The organism is Labilibaculum filiforme (assembly GCF_002843315.1).
In the GTDB taxonomy this organism is placed as follows: Bacteria; Bacteroidota; Bacteroidia; order Bacteroidales; family Marinifilaceae; genus Labilibaculum; species Labilibaculum filiforme.
This window is the reverse complement of record NZ_MVDD01000030.1, coordinates 1-21161: the sequence shown is the minus strand read 5'-3', so window position 1 is coordinate 21161 and position 21161 is coordinate 1. Positions and strand designations below refer to the sequence as shown.

Below are 21161 nucleotides of genomic sequence, written 5' to 3'. Positions count from 1 at the left end.
AACACTTACAACAGATTGGCTCTTATTTTCTTCGGACCTTTATACTTGGTAAAACATATTTCACTCCTTTTTAAATTGTTTTTTTGCAGCTGTAATTGAGTTTTCTTTTTTCGTCGATAAACCATTAACCTAAGGCCCTTTTTAATAAGTCTTAGGTTAGGCTTTGGGCTATAAATCGATATTCAGGTATTTGTGTGTATCGAAAAAACATCTGCTACACCAATTAAAGCTTCTTAATAATTACCAGCTACAATGCAGGCTTGCTATTATGTAGATTTAAATGGAAATGTTCACATGAGAAAGGTTGATATAGACGAAAACAGAAAATTTTTGGGTATTATGACAAGAATGCATAGTATAAGTTGGATCTACAAAAAGGAACTTTCGTGCCTCCTTATAAATGTCCCAATGTGAATATTCTTGAGCGCAACACACCCACACACCATTTTCATGGTATAGGCAAAATTTTCCATCAAACGTAAATACAGTTTTTCTAATCAGAGGAAAGTGTTTCACAAGCTACAACACATTTAAGACTTGATGTGAGTTTACCAGCTTTTGGAACAATACCCATTCTCAATTGATGCTTATAGGTTTTCTTGCCTAATTTTTTCTCATTCAGCATCAAACTTTCTTTTAATTTTTGTACTCCATTCCTTTAACGCATAAGCTACTTCTGGCGCGACATGCATTAAGACCAGCATCTAATACAACAAGTTTACCATACCCTATGCACTCATTAAATAGTAAGAAGTTTCGTTTGTAAATGATGCGTGCTAATGCCTTATTTATTAATGGACTTAAAATTCTAAATAGTAACAGGTACTTCATACCTAAACGTAAACATCGTTTGTTTTTTGCTAATGCGTGAAAAGCTTTACCGAATTCGTCTAAATACTCTGTATTTAGACATTGACTCTTTTTTTTAATTAAAAAATTCAATAATAAAATTCTTTTTGAGCATGTTTTATCCTTTAGTCTATAAAATATCTCTAAAAAATATTTATCAAAAGAATATAAATTATTAAAAAGCTTTTTTAGTTTTCGCATAAAATGTAGTTTCTCTTATTCTATTGTTTACTACATAAGGTAAGTACATATTATGACTAATGTATATTCTATTTCTGTACGAATTTGTTTACAAGTAACAGTTTGGTTAAGTAAAATAATCCGATAAATCCATAAAACATATTAAACCCAAATTCTATATTAACCTTGTAAATCAGGACAATTTAACATTTCAACTTTTACTAATATTGATGTATAACTTTTTACTAAAAGATCAAGAGTTTCTCCTAAATTTTACACAAACAGAGTTGAAAAATAAAATTTGTTTTTTCTCATTATTAATATTCTGACTGTATTTATATTCCAATAAAATCGTTTATAAATAGTAAGTTTGGGCAAGCTTATTAGATTTTCTATAATAAATAGTACTATTCAAAAAATGTAAGCGTTAGGTAGTTCGATTGTTCATCTTTAATTATCTATTTAAATGAAATCCATACCTTCTAATATTAGAATATTCACCTGTCTTCTTTTTATTTGTTTTATTCTTCTTCAAAGTTGCTCTTCGAATAAGCAAGATGACAATGAGCAAAGTCAAGAATTAATTGAAATATCAGACAATGGTCCCAGTGCCGGAAATCCGGATGGCGACTCTCCTATCCCTGCAGATGCAAGATTGGAAGATGTCTCGGATCCAGATCATGTTATTGGAAATGGTACTCCTGAAAGTTGCACGGCCAAAGCATTTATTGAAGCCGTTGCCAAAGGAGGAAAAATCGTATTTAACTGTGGAACCGAACCAATAACAATAAAACTAAGTGAAGCTGCAAAAATTTTTAACGATGCCAGTACTGATGTGGTTATTGATGGTGGCGGATTAATCACCTTAAGTGGCGAAGGCAAAACGCGTATTTTATACATGAACACCTGCGATCCAGATCAACATTGGACCACTTCTCATTGTCAAAATCAAGATCATCCTCAATTAACCCTTCAAAATCTCACATTTATTAACGGCAATTCAAAATCTGAAAAAGAATATGATGGAGGTGGTGCAATTTGGGTTCGAGGTGGTCGCTTAAAAATCGTTAACTGCCGATTCTTCAATAATGTTTGTGCCGATTTAGGTCCTGATGTTGGTGGTGGTGCCATCCGAGTTTTTAGTCAATATGAAAACAAACCTGTGTATGTTGTGAACTGCACTTTTGGCGGTGCCGAAGGTTATGGCAATGTAGGTTCTAATGGTGGTGCAATTAGTAGTATTGGAGTATCGTGGACCATTATAAATAGCTTATTTTCTTACAATCAAGCAATTGGAAATGGCGGAAATCCATCACAATCGGGAACTCCGGGAGGCGGAAGTGGTGGCGCAATCTATAACGACGGTAATACCATGACTTTAGATGTTCGTGGCACTCTTATTGAGCGAAATGAAGTAACTACACATGGTGCTGCAATTTTCTTTGTTACAAATAACCACACGGGCAACATTTCTATAGATAATTCGGTAATTCAAAACAACATTGGAGGCTCTTGGTATCCGGTTTACCCAAGTATTTCGATGCACAGCGACACAAAAATTGATGTAACAAATTCTTTTATTGATTGATCATTTCTTATACAATTCTCATTCAAATGTAGTAACTTGAAAGGTAACGGTTTGTGATATTTGGTATCTACCTAAAAAAGATATGAAACGTCCATGACAAGGGTGTTTTGACACAAAGGGAGATGATTTTCCCAGCATGGTAAGTTCCATATGGCAAAAACTTAAAATTATAATCATATGCAATGAGAAAGGAAGAAAAATTATACGAAGTATTCGGGGAATTGCTATATGCTTTGGCAAAAGCTGATGGAGTAATTAAGAAAGAAGATAAAGAAACGCTTACACAACTATTAAAAAATCATGCGCTTGGCTCCGAAATTTTATGGTCGTTTGAATTTGAAGAATCGCACAATTCTTCTGTGGAAGAAATTTATAATAAGGTGATTAATTTTTGTCATGTTTATGGTCCAGCACCACAATACGACGAATTTATTACTGCCATGAAGATTGTTGCTGAAGCCTCTGATGAAACCACATCAAAGGAACATTACTTGATTAACTCTTTCTCGAAAGATTTAATGGAAAGATTTCAGCGGGACATTGATAAGCTAAAGCAGTTCGAAAAAAAAGAATATCGATAATTATTAACTTTAGGCAATTCTTAAAACCACCTTAGGGTGGTTTTTTGTTTCCTTATTAAAGACCAGCTAAAACAGCAGCACCATACGCGCCCACAAATTGTGGAGATTCGGGAATAATTAAATCATCACCAAAAGTTTGTTTCAAAAGATGTATCATACAGGCATTATTTGCAACACCTCCGGCAAATAATATGGGAGTTTTTAAATCCTGTCGTTTAATCATTCCAACAGCTCGTCGGCACACCGATTGATGAATAGCCAAGGCAATATCTGCACGCTGACAACCTTTCGCCAAAAGAGAAGTTACCTCCGACTCTGCAAACACAGCACACATACTATTAATTTCTATTCCCTCCTGCCCTTTTAAAGCTTCTAAGCCAAGCGTGTGTTGCTGATAACCTAAAGTCGTTGCCATCATTTCCAGAAATTTACCGGTACCTGCAGCACATTTATCATTCATTTCAAACTTGGAAACTTTGCCATTTTCATTCAAAGAAATAACCTTGGTATCCTGTCCTCCAATATCAAGAATTCCACGAACACCTGGGTGCAGACTTGCAGCGCCAGTTCCGTATGCTTTAATCTCCGTTACTGTCGGATAATCAAAAGCAATCTCCAAACTAGCCCGACCATAACCAGTAGTCATCATTCTATCGAACGAAATATCAGCAAGTAATTCCTGTACACGCTCCACCGGATTGTAACCAGATTCAGCTTGTCTGCTAACAATCACCTTTCCCTCTTCAATTACTACTAATTCAATACTTCTAGAACCAATATCTATCCCTGCTTGTATCATGCTATTTTCAGTAAATATTTCGATAAAAATAAAAAGACTGAGAAGTTAGAAACCGCTCAGTCTTCCTATATATTGCAAATCTTTTTATTTAATTATTTCAACAAAAGCTTCTACTCGAGTTGATAATTGTCCCATATCTTCCTGACTATAATCTGTTTCTAATCGTAATACAGAAATACCATCCTTTTCTAAGGTTTTTTCAACCGAAAAAGATTCCATGATATAAGGCTGACAAAATTGAAGGCCATAATGAATTACACCATCAGCATTATAATTTTTAGTCATTTCCTTAATATGCTCTACACGCTCTTGATTTGGAGTAAATACCGCGCAATCAATTTTAAAGTAACGATCTACAACTGCATCAATTAAACCATCAAGTGTTTCGGCAGAATCATCGGTAGCATTACGTTGTCCACGCTCACCAATACAAGATTCTTCTCCAACAATTACCGCACCAGCAGCTTCAATAACTGCAGGAACTTTCCAGTTTGGAATTGCCATAGGACAACCAGAAATAATAACACGAGGAGCTTTTTCGGCTATTGCACCTTTCTTCTCTTTTACCAATACGTCCAATTCGTCGCAAAGAGCATTCAGCTTCTCGGTAAAACGAGCTGGATTATCTAAAAAGGCAATTTGATTAATCAACAAAGCATCTAAACCAGAAATTGGACAAGGATCTGCAGCACGAAGTATAGCCAATCTACTTAAGGCTGCACGTTTTGCATTTACAATCGCAATTCCTTCCTGCAAATCTTTCTTACTAATTTTCTTGCCAGTCATCTCTTCCAACTTTGCAAGAAATGCTTTGTACTCATGTGTTAATAATTTTCTTCCCATCGGAGCCTTATTTTGAGGCATATCCATCTGGTAAAAATTAGGAACCATTTCTTTGAAAGTTTCAAAAGCTTTTTTCTTTCCATCGCAAGTATTTTCTCCTACAATAAGATCAGAAACTTCCATATACGGACAAACTTTACCCAAACTAAAGCCAAAAAATGACTTAATTAATGAACAAGTATTACGAGGCAAAACCTTTTCAACTTCTTCTTGAGCAAAATCAGCACCAGAGCATAAACCTACCGAAGTACATCCAGCTGCTAAAACAATTTCTTCGGGAACAAAAACACAAAAAGAACCAATAATCTTTCGACCTGCCTCCTGCTCTTCGCGCAACTCCTGAATTCTTAGGCCATGCGCTTCACTCATTACAAAATCGAAATATCCCATGCCTGCCGGACGATTTTCCTGCGTCATGAAAATAGATTGGTATGCTCCACCTAAGTTTGCAAGTAAAGCATCATGATTATCAAGGTTTAAACCAAGATCAGTCCACATTTTTGTGTAATCTGCCATTGTGATTCTATATTTATATATTTACGATTGCAAAAATAGAAATCCTAAAAAAATAATCCTAACTGTTGTAGTAAGTTTTTCAACATAAAATTATTTTTAAATCCTACATCCACAGCGCATAAAAAATAGAAAAGCCACCTACAAGGGTGACTTTTCTACTTTAAACGACATTAAATAAAGCTTATTTATCTTTTACACAACGAAAACCAGTATGTTCCATGCCTGTATCCACACTCGATTTCATTCGCGCCGCAACCCGATATCCAGAACAATACGCTGAATTACAAAGAAATGAACCACCTCGAGTTACTTTCTTAAATACTCCAGGCTCATTTGGATCGTAACTTGTTTCTGGTCCTTTAGGATTAACACTCGCTCCTTTTATTGTTTTATAATAATCGTAATGATAGGTATCTGAGCACCATTCCCAAACATTTCCTGCCATATCGTACAAACCATATCCATTTGGAGGAAATGTTTTAACTGGAGCCGCGGTGTAAAAACCGTCCTTTTCGTCATTTATATTTGGAAATTGACCTTGCCACGAATTCGCTTTTATTTTACCGGTATCAATATTTTCATTCCCCCAAGGGTACACTTTATCAATTAAACCACCTCGTGCAGCAAATTCCCATTCTGCTTCGGTTGGCAATCGTTTACCAGCCCATTTACAATAAGCCATAACATCATTCCAAGAAACATGTACAACTGGGAAATTCATTTTTTTCTCGATCGATGAATCTGGTCCTTGAGGGTGTCTCCAATTTGCACCTAAGGTCCACGCCCACCAGGCTGCATTATTATTCAAATTAACCGGATGATTTGGCGCAAAAAAAGTTAATGATGCAGGAGCTAAAACGCTATCGTCAGGTTTTGGTGTTCCAGGAGGCAATTGCTTTTTAATCTCCTCCCAATCTGGTTTTCTCTCTGCTTCGGTTATGTATCCGGTAGCATCTGTAAACGCCAAAAATTGAGCATTCGTTACTTCATGAACGTCCATATAAAATCCCGAAACAGTAACCTCATGCTTTGGAAATTCATCGTCACGAGCTTGTGTATCGTCTCCACCCATACTAAAAGTACCACCTTCTATCCAAGCCATTTCATCGTTCTTCGCCTGCTTATTAGTGGCAAAACGGTCTGGTATATTTTCACAACAACTCGGTTTCTCGGTAATATTTTCTACAATCGTTGATTTTTCTTTCGGTGTTGATTTACAGCCTGCAAATACTATTGCTACGATACTGCAATAAATATGAATTTTACTCATGCTTCAATTTTGATTAATTTTATAGAATTACGAAGATAACAATTTGAGGAATCTATTTTATAATAAAACAAGAATGAGGTGCCAAAACCGACACCTCATTCTCTATTTTTTATGGATTATTTTACCTTCCCCAATCCGCTTCTTTTACTTTTTTCACCAAATACTCCACATTTGCAACAGGTATTGATGGCAATAAACCATGTCCTAAATTAAAAATCCATTTGTGGTCTTTCCGGCCATAGTTCAGGAAATATTCAAATTCCTGATCAATTGCTTGTGGTGTAGCCTCCAAAATACGAGGATCGAAATTCCCTTGCAGAATCATTTCCTCTCCTACAATTCCTCTCACCTCATGCAATGGCATTTGCCAGTCAACACTAACACAATCACATAAATCATGATTTACCATATTAATACCAGTTCCTAATCCTTTTGGTAAGTAAATAGTTTTTACTCCTGCTTCGCGAACCGCTCCTAGAATTGCCTTTACAGATGGTAAAAACACTTCTTTGTACAATTCAACGGGGATTAAACCAGCATGCGTTTCAAACAACTGAAAAGCTTTTACACCATGTTCTACTTGTTTTAAGGCATAATGAATACTCATTTCGGTAATTTTAGCAACTACCTTCTTCATCAATGCTTTATCGCGATAAATAGCAGGAACAAAATCCGGAAAATTCTGATTTCGACTAAAACCTTGATACATATAACACAAAGTAGTTAAAGGACCTCCGCAAAATCCGATCAAAGGAATCTCATTCGGTTTTGTCTCCAAAATACAATCGATCGCTTTATAAATATGCTCTAATTTTTCAGGCTTATCGGTTAGGAAAGATAAAGGATCAGCAACATCTTTTAATGCAGTGGAAAAACTTGGTCCTTTTCCTTCAAAACTCAATTCCATTCCTAAAGCTTCTGGAATCACCAAAATATCGGAAAACAAGATCGCAGCATCAACACCTAAATCATGAATAGGCAATAAAGTTACCTGTGCTGCCAAGTCTGGATTCTCCATCATTTCCTTAAAACCATATTTCTCGCGTAGTTTCATGTAGGAAGGAAGTACTCTGCCCGCCTGACGCATGAACCACACTGGTGGTCTCTCTCTCTTAATTCCGTTGATTGTATCTAAAAAAATTGATTCACTCATATTTCAGTAATCAGTAGGTTGTTAGTAGTATTAGTAGGGTAAAAATTAATACGATGCTGTATACTCAACTATATTTTACCATTTAAGACATCTGCCACTTCTTTAGCATGATACGTAATAATAATATCCGCTCCAGCTCTTCGAATAGAAGTCATAATTTCCATCATTACCCGTTTTCCATCAATCCAATTGTTAGCTTCGGCAGCTTTCACCATCGAAAACTCGCCACTAACGTTATAAGCTGCAACTGGAACATTAAATTCGTTTTTCACTCTATAAATAACATCCAAATAACTTAACGCAGGTTTTACCATTACAATATCAGCACCTTCTGCAATATCCATTTCCACCTCACGAATAGCTTCATCGCTATTTCTAGGATCCATTTGGTAAGTAGATCTATCTCCAAACTGAGGAGCACTATCTGCAGCATCTCGAAATGGGCCATAAAAACCAGATGCATATTTTGCGGAATATGCCATAATTGGCATTTTCTCGAAACAATTCTCGTCTAATGCTTTTCTCATATAACCCACACGACCATCCATCATATCACTAGGGGCAACCATATCGACTCCCGCTTGGGCAAGAGAAACTGCTTGTGCCGCTAATGTAACTAATGTTTGATCGTTGTCAACATCCCCATCAACAATAGTCCCGCAATGACCGTGAGTAGTATATTCGCAATTACAGATGTCTGCGATAATATACATTTCAGGGTAAGTTTCTTTAATGGCACGAACTGCATTTTGTACAATTCCATGTTCGTGTGTAGCTACAGTTCCATCTTCATCTTTCGACTCAGGAATACCAAAAAGCAGTACCGACTTCACGCCTGACTCTAACAATTCCCCACACTTTTTTACTAACATATCCACAGATAACTGATCGTTTCCAGGCATGCTCTTAATTGGATTCTGAACATTTTTTCCCGGACAAACAAAAAGTGGCATTACTAAATTATCTACAGAAAGAGCGGTTTCAGCAACCATGTTGCGAACTACTTTGCTGTAACGCAATCTTCTTAATCGTGTTTCTGGGAAAAGAGGTCTTAAACTCATAATGTTGTATTTATTATATTAGTGTATAAATTAGATGTCAAATTAATCATTTTGAAGAATTACACATCAGAAATTAAAGATAAAAATTAATTCCTTTTTCTTTACATATTTCTTTCATCTTCATGGCTAATTCTTTCGATTTTTCGGCCGATTCCTCTACCGAAACCTCTATTTCTTCAACAATGAATTGATTCGTTTTTAAATCGCCAACAATCGCAAGCATATTTACAATATTATCGGTAACCACAGCATGAGCCGCCAACGGAAACTTACATCCACCTTCAATTTCAGCCATAAAAGCCCGTTCAGCTTTTACTGCAATTTCCGTTTCGCGATGATTTACCTTCTCTAATATTGCAATTGTTTCAAGATCGTTGCTACGGCATTCAATAGCAAGTGCACCTTGTCCGATAGCAGGGATACATAAATCGATATCCAACAGTAAGTTATCATCATATTCTCTTCCCATACGATTTAAGCCTGCAGCAGCCAATATAATTGCATCGTATTCGCCATCTATCAATTTTTGGAAACGGCTATCAATATTTCCTCTAATTTCTTTAAATTCTATATCCTTACGGAGATTAGCAAATTGCACTCTTCTTCTTGGACTTCCTGTTCCCAATATAAATCCTTCCGGCATATCTTCAAAAGAACTGCCATCACGTGTCAAAAACACATCCCGGGCATCTTCCCTTTCTGGAAAGGCGACTAAGTCTAATCCTGCAGGATGCCCACTAGGAACATCTTTTAAACTATGAATGGCAATATCCGCTTCGTTTTCGAGTAAAGCATGCTCGAGCTCTTTTACAAACACTCCCGTTCCACCAAACTCTGTTAAAGAACGATTTAGCACCCGATCTCCCTGCGTGCTAAATTTTTTCACTTCAAATTCAATTTCAGGATTGGCATTTCTCAATATTTCTACAGTCTGCATAGTTTGCGTATAAGCAAGTAAACTGGGACGAGTAGCAACAATTATTTTCTTTTTAGAAATCATCGTTTTCTATTTTCAGGAAGTTTATAATTTAATAGTATCTAGAATAAAAAAGCCATATAAAACAAGGTTTATACAGCTTTTTATTGAAAGCTTACAAAGCTTTACGAATCCATATCTTTAAAAATCATTTCTATTGTTTCCATAGGGCTGGATTGCTTTTTGTGATGATCTTTTAAGTGATTGATACATGCTCTAGCAATTTTATTTACAATATTGCTGGTAATATGTTCCACTTTTTTCAATTCATCATCCGTCAATTTATTTTTGTGATAATCCAACTCTTTTTGTTGAACTTTCTGTAAATTTTCTTTTAATGCAATAATTACCGGCGACAAGTATTTCACCTCAAGCCAGCTGTAAAAATCGGCAATCGATCCGTAAATAATACCTTCGGCTTGTGGAATGCAATCTTTTCTTTGCTGAATAGCATCCGAAATATGCTTCGACAATTCATCTACTGTAATTACCAAAACATGATCTAATTTGTCTATATCCGAATGTACATTTCTAGGAACCGAAAGGTCCAAAATTAATTTACATTCCTTACTTCCCACAAAATGCTCGGGCAATAAAGTTGGTTGTGATGCACCAGTAGCAACAATTATCACTTCCGATTTTGCAACCTCCTCCATTAATTTACTTACAGGCTGAAACTTAACATTAAATTTACTTGCAAGCGCTTCGGCCTTTGCCTCTGTCCTATTAATTAATGTTAGCGAGCGGTTATTCATATGTTTCAATAAATTACCACAAGTATCTTTCCCTATATCGCCAGTACCGTACAATAAAAAATTGCATGTTTCCAAAGTGGAAACCTTATCCTTAATATACTGAACTGCAGCATGTGAAACCGAAGCTGCACCTTTACTTATATCGGTATTTGTTTTTATTTTTTTGCTTGCTTGAAAGGCAAAGGAGAACAGTCGGTTTAAAAAGGGATTCAACATTCCCATTTCTTCGGATAAATGAACCGCATTTTTAACTTGACCAACAATTTGAAAATCCCCAATTATCTGAGAATCCAATCCGGAAGTAACTCTATATAAGTGATGTATACAATCATTACCAAACAAAGTATAACCATTGGAATCAAAATCCTCACGATTACCTTCGCTGTATTTTAGAAATAAATTAGTAATTAACTCCGATTCGTTTGAGTGAGCATAGATTTCGGTGCGATTGCATGTAGAAAGTACTACAAAACCATCAATTTGATTTTCTTTTGCCTCTTTTAATAAATTTTCCTGCTGTTCTGCAGTTAACGAAAATTTCCCCCTAACATCAAGAGCTGTTTTCTTATAACTAATTCCTAAAACGAATAATTTTTGTAAATTTTCTCGTATTTGTGACGACATAAAACGAAATTTATTTTGAAGTCTACCCAAAATTCATAAATGAATCACCACGTAAACTGTGTCAAATATAAAAGTAATTATTCAAAAATCCTTGTGTTTTCGATTCCTTTACCAATACTCTGCTTAGCACTTTGTACATTATGGAAAGCTTATATGCGCTAAAAGGATTTTAATATCTTAAATACCAAAATAATTACTCCTTATTCATAATTATATATTCTAAAAATATTTAATTGTTTAAATTAAATATAAATTTGATCGCCGATATATTTAGACACAAACAGATGAATAAAACGCTTATTAGACGAGAAAAAACCATAAGTATTTTGGGATGTGGTTGGTTAGGACTGCCTTTGGCGAAATTTTTACTTAAAAAAGGCTACCAAATTAATGGATCGACTTCTACGCCAGAAAAATTATCGCAATTGTCAACTGAAGGAATTAATCCTTACCTAATTTCCTTTGATCCAGAAATTAATGCTGATTTTGATGCTGACTTTTTTCATTCAGATCTACTAATCATCAATTTTCCACCAAAACAAAGAGAAGCTATCGAAGAGTATCATTCCCAACAAATTAAAGCCTTAATTAACCAGTTACAATTCTCTACGATTAAAAAAGTGATTTTTATAAGTTCGACCTCGGTTTATGCTAATGTAAATAAATTGGTTACCGAAAAAAACAAACAAACACCTGAGAAAAGTAGCGGGAAGGCCTTGCGTATAGTTGAAGAGATACTTCTTTTACAACAAAATTTTAAAACCAGTATCATTCGATTTGGTGGATTGATAGGTTATGATCGAAAACCTGGTCGTTTTTTTTCTAAAATGAAACAAGCTGTGGAAGGCCAAACCCCTGTTAATTTAATCCATCGAGATGATTGTATTGGTACTATTTTTCATTTAATAGAAAATGATTTATGGGGCGAAATTTATAATGCTTGTTGTCCTGAGCACCCTACTCGGGAAGATTTTTATAAAACCGCGACTAAAATAGGAGGCTTTGAAATTCCAAAATTTGTCTCCAAAAAAAGTTCCTGCAAAACAATAAGTTCTGAAAAACTGATTCGCACAAATTATACTTTTAAATACAATAACCCAATTGATGCAATAGTATTTTAGTCTAAAAAAATGACTTCCTCTCTATTTTAGACTATTTATCAACGTTTTTTGTTGGTAGGTGGAACAGATTTTCTTGCTAAATACAATTTATTTAATTTTAATTAAACATTTGCATATTGAATTTCCTTTTTGTACTAAAAAAAGATATAATCATCCTGTATTTTTAACCTGTAATCAATTTATTGTAAGCTTGTTTCTTCTTTTTTTTTAAATTAGGAATACAACACAACTACAACTAATGACATATTTATTAATTAAACAGTCTATAAAAAATTACGTTAGCTGGAAAAATTCATTCGATCAGTTTCAGGAATATCGTAAAATTGGCGGAGAACTCTCTTGCGAGATTTATCAAGCCCATGGAAAACGTCATGAGCATATTATTCTTTTTCAATGGAAAAGTGAAGAAAGTGCGATTGAATTTCTGGAATCACAATCTTTTGAAATGATTAAGGAGTTAGAAGACGAAGAACCAATTGCAATTCAATTTCTTCCTCGAAAGGCCGTAGGCTAATTAATTAGCCTACTAAATCATCCACTTTAACAATAAGATCAGAATTAATTCTGGACAGCAAATCTTCTGTTAAAACTGCTAATTTATTCACAAAATCACCTTCGTAAATATCCTTTTCCAGAGCTGTAAGTTGTTCATTTATTCGATACAAATTCTTACTACCATTAAAATTTCGATACAATTCAATTGCCTGAATTTCGCTTATTTCATGTTTAGAATGTAAATGAATGGGCGCAATTTCTCTTTCTTCATTTGGAAAAATCTTACTTAACTCTTCCCCCACCATATTCAAGTACGAATTTAAAATATCTACAAGCTCCTCCATACTAATTGGTTCCTGCGAGTCAATACACGCTTCAATTTCCTGTATAGAATTCTGATAATGTGCATTCATCACCAATAGGTATTCCTCCACCTTTTCTATTTGTAGATCCTGAATTCTTGGTTGAATTCGGTAAAACTCGATAATATTCGATATGTATTCGTACGAATTGGATGTTGTGTTATTCAACTTAAATCAATTAAAATGATACTATTCAACACCATTTAAAGATAAATGTGTGGTTTCGAAAAATTGTGGTCCTAGTTTGGTTAAAACATTACCTGCATTTTGGGCATTCCCTTCAATTCCTAAAATGGCATATCCTTTTTGTCCCCGTTGTCCTAACTTTAAATCAATTACATTGATATTTTGGGATGCCAACGCCGAAAGCAAAATTAGTAAGATTCCTGCAGTATTGTTATGGATAGACAGAATCATTTGCTTGCTAATTGCGATTGGTAAATTTACTCCATCCACTTCCAATATATAATTCTTGTTTTTCTTTAATTGTTGCATTTCCAGAATATCACCCACCCTTATTTCGATAAAACTATCTCCACCAGTTCCTTTAACAAACTCCACAGCTTCGTAAACAGAATCATCATCTCCCGAAAGGGTTAAAAATGCGGTTGCAGTTCCGTCGTTATTGGCATTTAAATAGGCAGTTTCCACATTTATTTCCTCCGATGCTAATGCATTAAATATCATCGACAATACACCCGGTTCATCTTTATGATGAGAAAACAGTCCCTTTACTTTCTCGTTTTGATTTTGTGGAATGGTATTGCTTATTGTGATTGATTTATTTCCTTTTCGGATTCGGATAGCTTCAAATTCACCTAAAGAAGTCGCATTTTTATGATGCTCTAAAAAGGTTCTAAAAGTTCCTCCGAAAGAAAATTTTGGAATTCGTCGTTGCTTACTATCCTCAAAGCGAAGATTTAGCATTTCTATTCCCAAATTCATTACTTTGTATTCCTCCTCTTTAAACGACTGATTTCGAAGAGGTCTTTTTTCGGGAATGCACTTCGAAAAACTTAAATAATGCTTGTAGCCAGCATCGTGAGCGTAACGAATACCTGTTTCGTGGTGATTTCCCAAATTTTGTATGGTATGCGTATCGGTACCTAAAGCAATAGGAATATCGAGCTGTTTTGCTCTTTTTAAAATCGAAATATCGGGATAAATACCACATCCTTTATTAATTCCGGCCAAATTTACATCCAAAGCAAGGTTGTATTCGCTAATCATTTCTAATAAAAACCGCATTCTACGAGCAAGAAAATGATCTGAAGAATCTAACTCGAATAAAGGCTGAGGAATTGGCGCAAATAATTTTGGCAAATCGATATGGCCAACTACCTGAATCATCTCCCAGGTAGAATCGACCATTTCGATTAATTCTTCGATGTATCCGCCCCAGTAATTCTCCAATCCACCTCGTAATTCAATTAGCTCATTCGTTTCTTCAATCGAACCATCGTATGGAATTCCTTCTCTAGAGAAATGAAGAGAACCAATCACAAAATCAGCATCTTGTGCCTGAAAAATTTTCGATCGATTCCATTGCATCCCTAAATCGGGACCCAACCACTCCAATTCAATTCCAAAACGAATACTAATTTGATTGCCGTACTTTGCTTTCAGCTGTTCTATTTGATTTGGATAATTAAAATAAGCATGATCGCCACGTATAAATTTCACTCCCAAACGTTTCTCGGCAGTATATCTGTAGCGAGTTAAACGTGGCGTATGTATTATAAATGCAATATTTGGATGTCCTTTCGCAATTGCTAATTCGGTAATCTTTTCCAATTCATCAACACCATGCTTAACATGATCGTTTCCTGTACCTGTGTGAATTCCATGAGTCTCCCAAATAAAATATTCGGGTGTGGCAATGTTTTTTTGTGGCATTTACTTACTCTTTGTGGTTAATAGTAGAGTAAAAATAGTCATTTGAATAGAAAGTAAATGCAAGTCTTGGAAAAGAGTTATAAATAAAAAACCCATCTTCCATAAAAGGAAGACGGGCTAATCAAAGTCTCCACTACAAAACTCTAATCAACGATACAAGATTTTTACAGCTACATCCCAATAGAGATTCCAGCTTTAATGTATAGGTTATTATCTAAGTCATATTCTTTTACTGTGTCGCCTCCATTCATAAAATCAAACTGACGATAAAATGTATATCCAGAACTCAACTTTAGCTTTAAATATTTTGACAACTTTTGGCTTACTTCAATTCCTCCACCCAAATTCATTATTTGTAAGTTATCTATTTTTCGATTGCCCTTATAAAGATCATCACACAATGTGAGATTATCTCTAGTCATGAAAAGGTCGGTTCCTAATGTTGTATTTTTAGTCAATTGATACAGAACAGCCATTCGTGGAAAACCTAAATTAAAAGTCCACTTTTGATTGAGTTTCCACATCATATTAAACATCGGCATCGGAAAAGGTCTTCCTAATGTTGTTGAATAGGCTACCCCAAAATCAAGCTTCTTATTGGGGTTTATTTGTTTTGAAACCATAAGCATCCCAAACAATCGAATATCCTCCCAATTAATTGAAGAGCTAAAATTTGAGGACACACTAGGACTTAACGTTGAAATTAAGGCCCAATCATTCTTGAGTTTATGCACATATCCCAAAGAATACGTTACAGAATAAAAATTAGATACATCTCCTCCCAAACCAGGGTCTGATTTGTAATTAATATTCGTTTTTGAGTACTCTATTTTATTTAGTAACATATCTCCCGAGGATTTTAATCGCTTAGGCAATGTTATTCTAAAACTATATTTTTCGAAACCAGCGCCTTTACTGCCAGATCCTTTCCCTATGGTACTATAATCTACTCCAGCCAAATCCTTACTCATTTGAGCCTTACTAGTTATAGATATGCACAATACAAAAAAAACTATTATATATTTTTTCATCATCTATTTCCATTAAAAATTGAACTACCAAACTCTATTGCAGTAGCATACCACTAATTTTCTTAATGTTTATTTCTGATTTTTTTGCATCATACCTTGCAGATGATTTATTATTTTGAGCTTCCACCAAATTTAACTGTGCTTCGCGAAAAGTTGTTGAACTTACTTGACCGAGTTGGTAGTATTCTTTGGTTTGTTCAAAATTTAAATTGGCAGCCTCTAAAGCATCCTGTTCTAATTCCAAAACTTTTAAGTTGTAGTTATAATCAGCATAGGCGTTAACTAAATCCTTTTCCAGTTCTAACATTTTATCCTGATATTCCATTTCGGTATTTTGCTTTTGAATACGAGCATTGGCAATTTCAATTTTTTTCTTTTTTCCATCGAAAATAGTAAAGCTCATGCTTAAGCCTCCTGTTAATTGAGTATTAGAATTACTTCCCATAACTTTGTTTTCGTAATAGGAATAAGCAGAGTTTAAACCAATAGATGGCAACTGTCCAGATTTTGCTTTCTTCAGCGCCAACTCGTCTGCTGCCAATTGACTTGCTTGAATAAGATATTCTGCATTTTCCTCTAATGCACTTTTCTTTAATTCACTCAAATCAAACACATTAAACTCGGAACCATCTGGAATCAATTGAAATTCAACCTCTGCTTTTCGCCCCAACAACACATTCATTTCGCGATGCAATTCCTCATAAAGCTGTTGAGCTTTTAAATAGGTACTGCTATCTCTATTATAATCTACTTTTGCATTTAAGACTTCTAATTTATTGATATTTCCAAACTCATATTTCGATTGATTTCGTAACAAACGTTCCTTAGAAATATCCATATTTTGAGCAGCTACATCCAAATCGTCGAATGATTTGCTTAATTGGTAAAAGCCCGAAATTACATTCGCAATTATATTTTCAATTTCGTATCGTGCGAGAAGTTGCCCTTGTTCCTTTTGCAGATTCAGAATTTTATAGGAATATCTTCCACCAAAACCATCAAATAAGGTATAGGATAAATTTAAGCCAGCCGAAGAGCTTAACTCATCGGCACTATATTCTGTGTAATTTACAGCCCCATTACCACTGATGGTAGGTAGAAGGCCTGCATTTCCAGCAGTTGCATTATTAGTGGCTATTGTTGCGTCATTTTTAGCAACTTTAACATTAAGGTTGTTTTGTAGTGCAAGCTCCACTGAAGCTTCCAGCGTTAATGCCTCCTGAGCATTTACATCAAAAACAGCGGTGAATGCAATGATCAGAATTATTATGATTCTATTCTTCATGTTTTTCTTATTTTATCCTAAAACAGACTAGCGAGTTAGTTCTTGTACTGCAGTCTCCACACTTTCTCTTGATGGCATTACTCCTGAAATCAACCATTGAAATTTGCATTTTAAGGAGTTTACCCCTACCAATAATACTGGAAGCAATAACAGATTTAAAAAAGTTGCTGTAGCTAAACCATAAGCCATTGAAATAGCCATTGGAATTACCATTTTGGCTTCGGGTTCGTTTGAAATAATTAATGGTGCGATACCAACTATTGTAGTTAAAGAGGTTAATACAATTGGTCTGAATCGAGAAACACAAGTATCATAAATAGCAGCCATAAAATCTTTTCTTGTTTTTAACTCCTCATTAAAAGTACTTATGAGTACAATCGAATCGTTTACCATAACTCCCATTAAAGCAACCATTCCCAGGTAAGATGGCATATCCAAAGCCACACCATGAATCCAGTGTCCCCATCCTACTCCTATAAATCCAAAAGGAACAAGAGTAAAAATTAAGAAAGCCTGAGCAAAAGATCGGAAGGTAAAAATTACGATAGCAAACAAAAGAACCAAAATGACCGGAGCAATAAGAATTCCTGAAGACTTCGCCTTCTGTAGATTCTCCTCGTGTCCTCCGTAACGAAATCTAAGTCCTGGATATTTTGCTTTTAAATCGGGTAAAATATGATCGGATATTTCACTATTTATTTCCGACATATTCACTGTTGTATTGGCCGCATCAGCTTCAACAGTTATTTCCCTCTGACTGTCTAAGTGGTTGATTTGAACTAAATTTCTCTCGTAAATAATATCGGCAACATCTTTTAAGTAGTACTCACCACCTGCGCTGGTTCTAATTCTCATATTTTCTAGATTCCCAACCGACGAGCGTTCATTTTTTGGATAACGCACCCAAACTTTTACCACATCTATTCCACGTTGCAAACGCTGTACTTCTTTTCCGTAAAATCCTGCCCTTACTTGGCTCGAAAGGCTGCTCTGCGTTAAGCCTAATTTATAAGCACTGTCCTTTAATTTTAGTTTTATCTCGCGCATTCCCAACTCATCATTATCCAGAACATTCATTAAACCTTCCATTTTGGATAATCTTGATTTAAATTCATTTTTTGCCAGGTACAAATCTTCCAAATTACTACTCTGCAAAGAGATAGACACTGCTTTCCCAAAATGGCTCTCCTGCGTATAACTAAGTAGTTGAGCCTGTGGAATTTCACCCACCTTGTCTTTTAATAAATTACTAAACTCCGTAGAAATAAAATCTCTTTTTTGTGTTCCCAACAAGTACACCTTCAGTTTTCCTACGTTCGAAGCAGTAATATTCAATTCCGACCCGGTAATTATAGGATCTCCCGTAATACTTTTTGATTGAAATTCTTTTCCTACTTCAAAGGCTGCATCCTCAATCCGTTGCATGTAACGAAGCGTTTCATTTTCGGGAGTTCCAGCAGGCATTTCCAATTCAACATCAATGTAATCGTTGTTATCTACCGAACTGTCTCCCGTTCTAATAATTCCTCCTCTTAATCCTCCAACGGTCATGGCTAACAATCCGATGGATAAACCTACTGTCACCAATTTATTATTTAAACAAAAACGAATCAATGGCTCATAAGTCCATTTTCGAAGGTAACTAACAGCCTTGGTCGATATTTTTTCAATTTTAGATTCTTTTTTATCCGCTCGAAGGGCTTTCGAATGCACCACGTGAGCAGGTAAAATAAGAAATGCCTCCACTAAAGAGAAAAGAAGAGCAAATATTACTACAAATGCCAACTCCCTGAAAAACTCTCCAATGATACCATCTATAAAGAAAAAGGCAGAAAAAGCTACTATGGTTGTTAATACTGCAGAAAATACCGCTGGCATCACCTCCAATGTTCCATCGATACCAGCTTGCAAAGCTGATTTTCCCTTTTCGTAATGTTGAAATATGTTTTCACAGATTACAATTCCATCATCTACCAAAATACCAATTACGATAATCATCCCAAATAATGATATACGATTCAAGGTAAGGCCGTACATCCCTGCAATCATAAACATTCCCATAAACGAAATAGGAATTCCAATAGCCACCCAAAAAGAAAGACGATGATTTAAGAAAAGGGAAAGAAACAGCAATACTAGTAAGAACCCAACAATACCATTATTTGCTAAAATATTCTGCATCACTTTAATAGATGAAGAATTATCTTGCAAAACATTTAGTTTTACCACATCGTGTACCAAATTGTATTTGGCAGCATACTCGTTAATAGCTTCGGATATAAACAAAATATCCTCACGACTGGTTTGTGTAATTGACACTTTAATTGCTGGATTGCCATCGATATAAATTCGATTTGGTTCTTCATCCCATTTATCGGTAACCACAGCCACATCGCTTAAGTGAACGGTACCGCCACTTCCCTGCGCACGAACTACAATATCCTTAAATCCTTCTGCATAGTATTGCTTTTCGCGAATACGAATTCTCAACTCCTCGTTTTCTCCGCGAATAGATCCTCCTGTTTGCTCGATATTAGCAGCTGCAACCGCATTGTATATTTCATCAGTGGTAATGTCGTACGCTTTTAGAGCATCCTCATTTACACTAACCTCTATTTCTTCATCTGGAAATCCATCCAAATCCACTTGTGAAATACCATCAATAGCTCTTAGATCATTTTCTATTGCACGGGCATAAACTTTAAGATCCTTTAAATCAATATCTCCACTTAAAGACATTGAAATAGCCAAAATAGTAAATTCCTTTTTCGACACACTAATATTTTCAACCGCAGCCGGAAACGAACTAATTCCATCTACAGCATTTTTCACATCCTGCAAGGCAATATTAGGATCGTAACCCGATTCCAAATCAACCATTATGGAACAAAAATTCTCTTTGGACGAAGAAGTAAGCTTTTCAACTCCACTAATTCCTTTTAAGTTATCTTCAATTTTTAAAGCAACTCCTTTTTCAACTTCCTCGGGAGAAGCACCAGGGTAAGTTGCTGTAATAGTTAGCATTCCCGGATCAATTTGAGGCATCACCGAGGAGTTTAAGGAATACAAACCAAATATTCCCAGTAAAATAAATACTCCTGCCAAAAGATTCCCTGCAAAAGGATATTTTAAAAAATAATTTATCAACGACTTCATGTGCGTTTTTTTTCTAATTGTTAACAGATTAATCTGAATTTTCCTCTGAAATTAGGAGCTTACAGTTCGCGAGTAGTTACCGCAATTCCTTTATGAACTCCTGATGTTTTTAATACAAGCTGAACGCCATCTTCCAAACCTTCTACCACTACAACATCCTTTTTCTTTTGAACTACCACTACTTTTTGTTGCTCAATAATTCCATTATTCACCGTAAACACAGACTCCGAATCCACCAGTAATTTTCGAGGAATTTCAAGTCCGAATACATCTCTTTTTAGTTGAACATTTGCGTTTAAGAACATTCCTTCTTTCAAATTTTCTCCAGCTACAGCTATGTAAACATTAACCATTTGCGTCTCAGCATCCAATTTTTGGCTAATTCGTCTCACTGTACCCAACCAATTGCCATTTGTATTTTCGGAATAAACAGTCACCTGATTTCCCTCTACAACACCATTCAAACTATTTAAATCGATACCTACAATAAGATTGAACTGCACCCCAAAAGTTGGACGGTTATAAAATAAATTAATAAGATTGAGTTCGGTATTTTACCGGACTCATTCCGTTTAAACGAGTCTTTATTCTACTATTATTGTAATAATCTATGTATTCTT

At 35.3% G+C, this 21161-nt stretch carries 20 protein-coding genes; 4 read left to right on the top strand and 16 right to left on the bottom strand.

Going from position 1 to position 21161, the window contains the following annotated elements:
* Positions 1–493: 493 nt before the first annotated feature.
* Both BZG02_RS21235 and BZG02_RS20030 read right to left on the bottom strand, forming a co-directional pair.
* Complete coding sequence (locus BZG02_RS21235; protein ID WP_281253725.1) at positions 494–625, bottom strand: hypothetical protein; 132 nt, start codon at positions 623–625, stop codon at positions 494–496.
* Between the two features lie 11 nt (positions 626–636).
* The gene (locus tag BZG02_RS20030) at positions 637–1050 is read right to left on the bottom strand and encodes a hypothetical protein (RefSeq protein WP_101263531.1); all 414 of its coding nucleotides are present in this window, start codon (positions 1048–1050) and stop codon (positions 637–639) included.
* Positions 1051–1495: 445 nt separating this feature from the next.
* On the opposite strand from BZG02_RS20030, the gene BZG02_RS20025 reads away from it, so the two are divergent.
* Both BZG02_RS20025 and BZG02_RS20020 read left to right on the top strand, forming a co-directional pair.
* Positions 1496–2617, top strand: a complete 1122-nt coding sequence (locus tag BZG02_RS20025; protein WP_218972312.1) for a hypothetical protein — start codon at positions 1496–1498, stop codon at positions 2615–2617.
* 182 nt (positions 2618–2799) lie between these two features.
* A complete protein-coding gene (locus BZG02_RS20020) occupies positions 2800–3198 on the top strand; it encodes a permease (protein WP_101263530.1) in 399 nt (132 codons plus the stop codon).
* 55 nt (positions 3199–3253) lie between these two features.
* Here the strand turns inward: BZG02_RS20020 and BZG02_RS20015 are convergent, their stop codons facing one another.
* From BZG02_RS20015 to hemA, 7 genes are all read right to left on the bottom strand, one after another.
* On the bottom strand, positions 3254–3997 hold the full coding sequence (locus tag BZG02_RS20015; protein ID WP_101263529.1) for an acyl-CoA dehydratase activase: 744 nt from the start codon (positions 3995–3997) through the stop codon (positions 3254–3256).
* A gap of 84 nt (positions 3998–4081) precedes the next feature.
* Positions 4082–5356 carry a double-cubane-cluster-containing anaerobic reductase gene (locus BZG02_RS20010; RefSeq protein ID WP_101263528.1) on the bottom strand — a complete coding sequence of 425 codons (1275 nt, stop codon included), beginning with the start codon at positions 5354–5356 and terminating at the stop codon, positions 4082–4084.
* A 181-nt stretch (positions 5357–5537) separates the two neighbouring features.
* Positions 5538–6626 (bottom strand): formylglycine-generating enzyme family protein, encoded by a 1089-nt coding sequence (locus BZG02_RS20005; protein ID WP_101263527.1) that lies wholly within the window; start codon positions 6624–6626, stop codon positions 5538–5540.
* Positions 6627–6747: 121 nt separating this feature from the next.
* The gene (hemE, locus tag BZG02_RS20000; protein ID WP_101263526.1) at positions 6748–7779 is read right to left on the bottom strand and encodes a uroporphyrinogen decarboxylase; all 1032 of its coding nucleotides are present in this window, start codon (positions 7777–7779) and stop codon (positions 6748–6750) included.
* A 68-nt stretch (positions 7780–7847) separates the two neighbouring features.
* Positions 7848–8840, bottom strand: a complete 993-nt coding sequence (gene hemB, locus BZG02_RS19995) for a porphobilinogen synthase (RefSeq protein WP_101263525.1) — start codon at positions 8838–8840, stop codon at positions 7848–7850.
* A gap of 73 nt (positions 8841–8913) precedes the next feature.
* On the bottom strand, positions 8914–9840 hold the full coding sequence (gene hemC / locus BZG02_RS19990) for a hydroxymethylbilane synthase (RefSeq protein ID WP_101263524.1): 927 nt from the start codon (positions 9838–9840) through the stop codon (positions 8914–8916).
* A gap of 101 nt (positions 9841–9941) precedes the next feature.
* Positions 9942–11195: a glutamyl-tRNA reductase gene (hemA, locus tag BZG02_RS19985; protein ID WP_101263523.1), complete on the bottom strand. Its 1254-nt coding sequence runs from the start codon at positions 11193–11195 to the stop codon at positions 9942–9944.
* A gap of 284 nt (positions 11196–11479) precedes the next feature.
* On the opposite strand from hemA, the gene BZG02_RS19980 reads away from it, so the two are divergent.
* A complete protein-coding gene (locus tag BZG02_RS19980) occupies positions 11480–12316 on the top strand; it encodes a Rossmann-fold NAD(P)-binding domain-containing protein (protein WP_101263522.1) in 837 nt (278 codons plus the stop codon).
* 238 nt (positions 12317–12554) lie between these two features.
* Positions 12555–12830, top strand: a complete 276-nt coding sequence (locus BZG02_RS19975; RefSeq protein ID WP_101263521.1) for a hypothetical protein — start codon at positions 12555–12557, stop codon at positions 12828–12830.
* Positions 12831–12834: 4 nt separating this feature from the next.
* On the opposite strand, the gene BZG02_RS19970 is transcribed toward BZG02_RS19975, so the two are convergent.
* The 7 genes from BZG02_RS19970 to BZG02_RS19940 form a co-directional block, all read right to left on the bottom strand.
* Positions 12835–13341 (bottom strand): hypothetical protein, encoded by a 507-nt coding sequence (locus BZG02_RS19970; protein WP_101263520.1) that lies wholly within the window; start codon positions 13339–13341, stop codon positions 12835–12837.
* A gap of 21 nt (positions 13342–13362) precedes the next feature.
* On the bottom strand, positions 13363–15069 hold the full coding sequence (locus tag BZG02_RS19965) for a histidinol-phosphatase HisJ family protein (protein ID WP_101263519.1): 1707 nt from the start codon (positions 15067–15069) through the stop codon (positions 13363–13365).
* Between the two features lie 170 nt (positions 15070–15239).
* A complete protein-coding gene (locus BZG02_RS19960) occupies positions 15240–16040 on the bottom strand; it encodes a DUF6268 family outer membrane beta-barrel protein (RefSeq protein ID WP_180335799.1) in 801 nt (266 codons plus the stop codon).
* 94 nt (positions 16041–16134) lie between these two features.
* A complete protein-coding gene (locus tag BZG02_RS19955) occupies positions 16135–17385 on the bottom strand; it encodes a TolC family protein (RefSeq protein ID WP_101263517.1) in 1251 nt (416 codons plus the stop codon).
* A 27-nt stretch (positions 17386–17412) separates the two neighbouring features.
* The gene (locus tag BZG02_RS19950; protein WP_101263516.1) at positions 17413–20541 is read right to left on the bottom strand and encodes an efflux RND transporter permease subunit; all 3129 of its coding nucleotides are present in this window, start codon (positions 20539–20541) and stop codon (positions 17413–17415) included.
* Positions 20542–20600: 59 nt separating this feature from the next.
* On the bottom strand, positions 20601–21044 hold the full coding sequence (locus BZG02_RS19945) for an efflux RND transporter periplasmic adaptor subunit (RefSeq protein WP_101263515.1): 444 nt from the start codon (positions 21042–21044) through the stop codon (positions 20601–20603).
* A gap of 28 nt (positions 21045–21072) precedes the next feature.
* A partial coding sequence (locus tag BZG02_RS19940; protein WP_143470528.1) for an IS3 family transposase occupies positions 21073–21161 on the bottom strand: 89 nt, incomplete at its 5' end.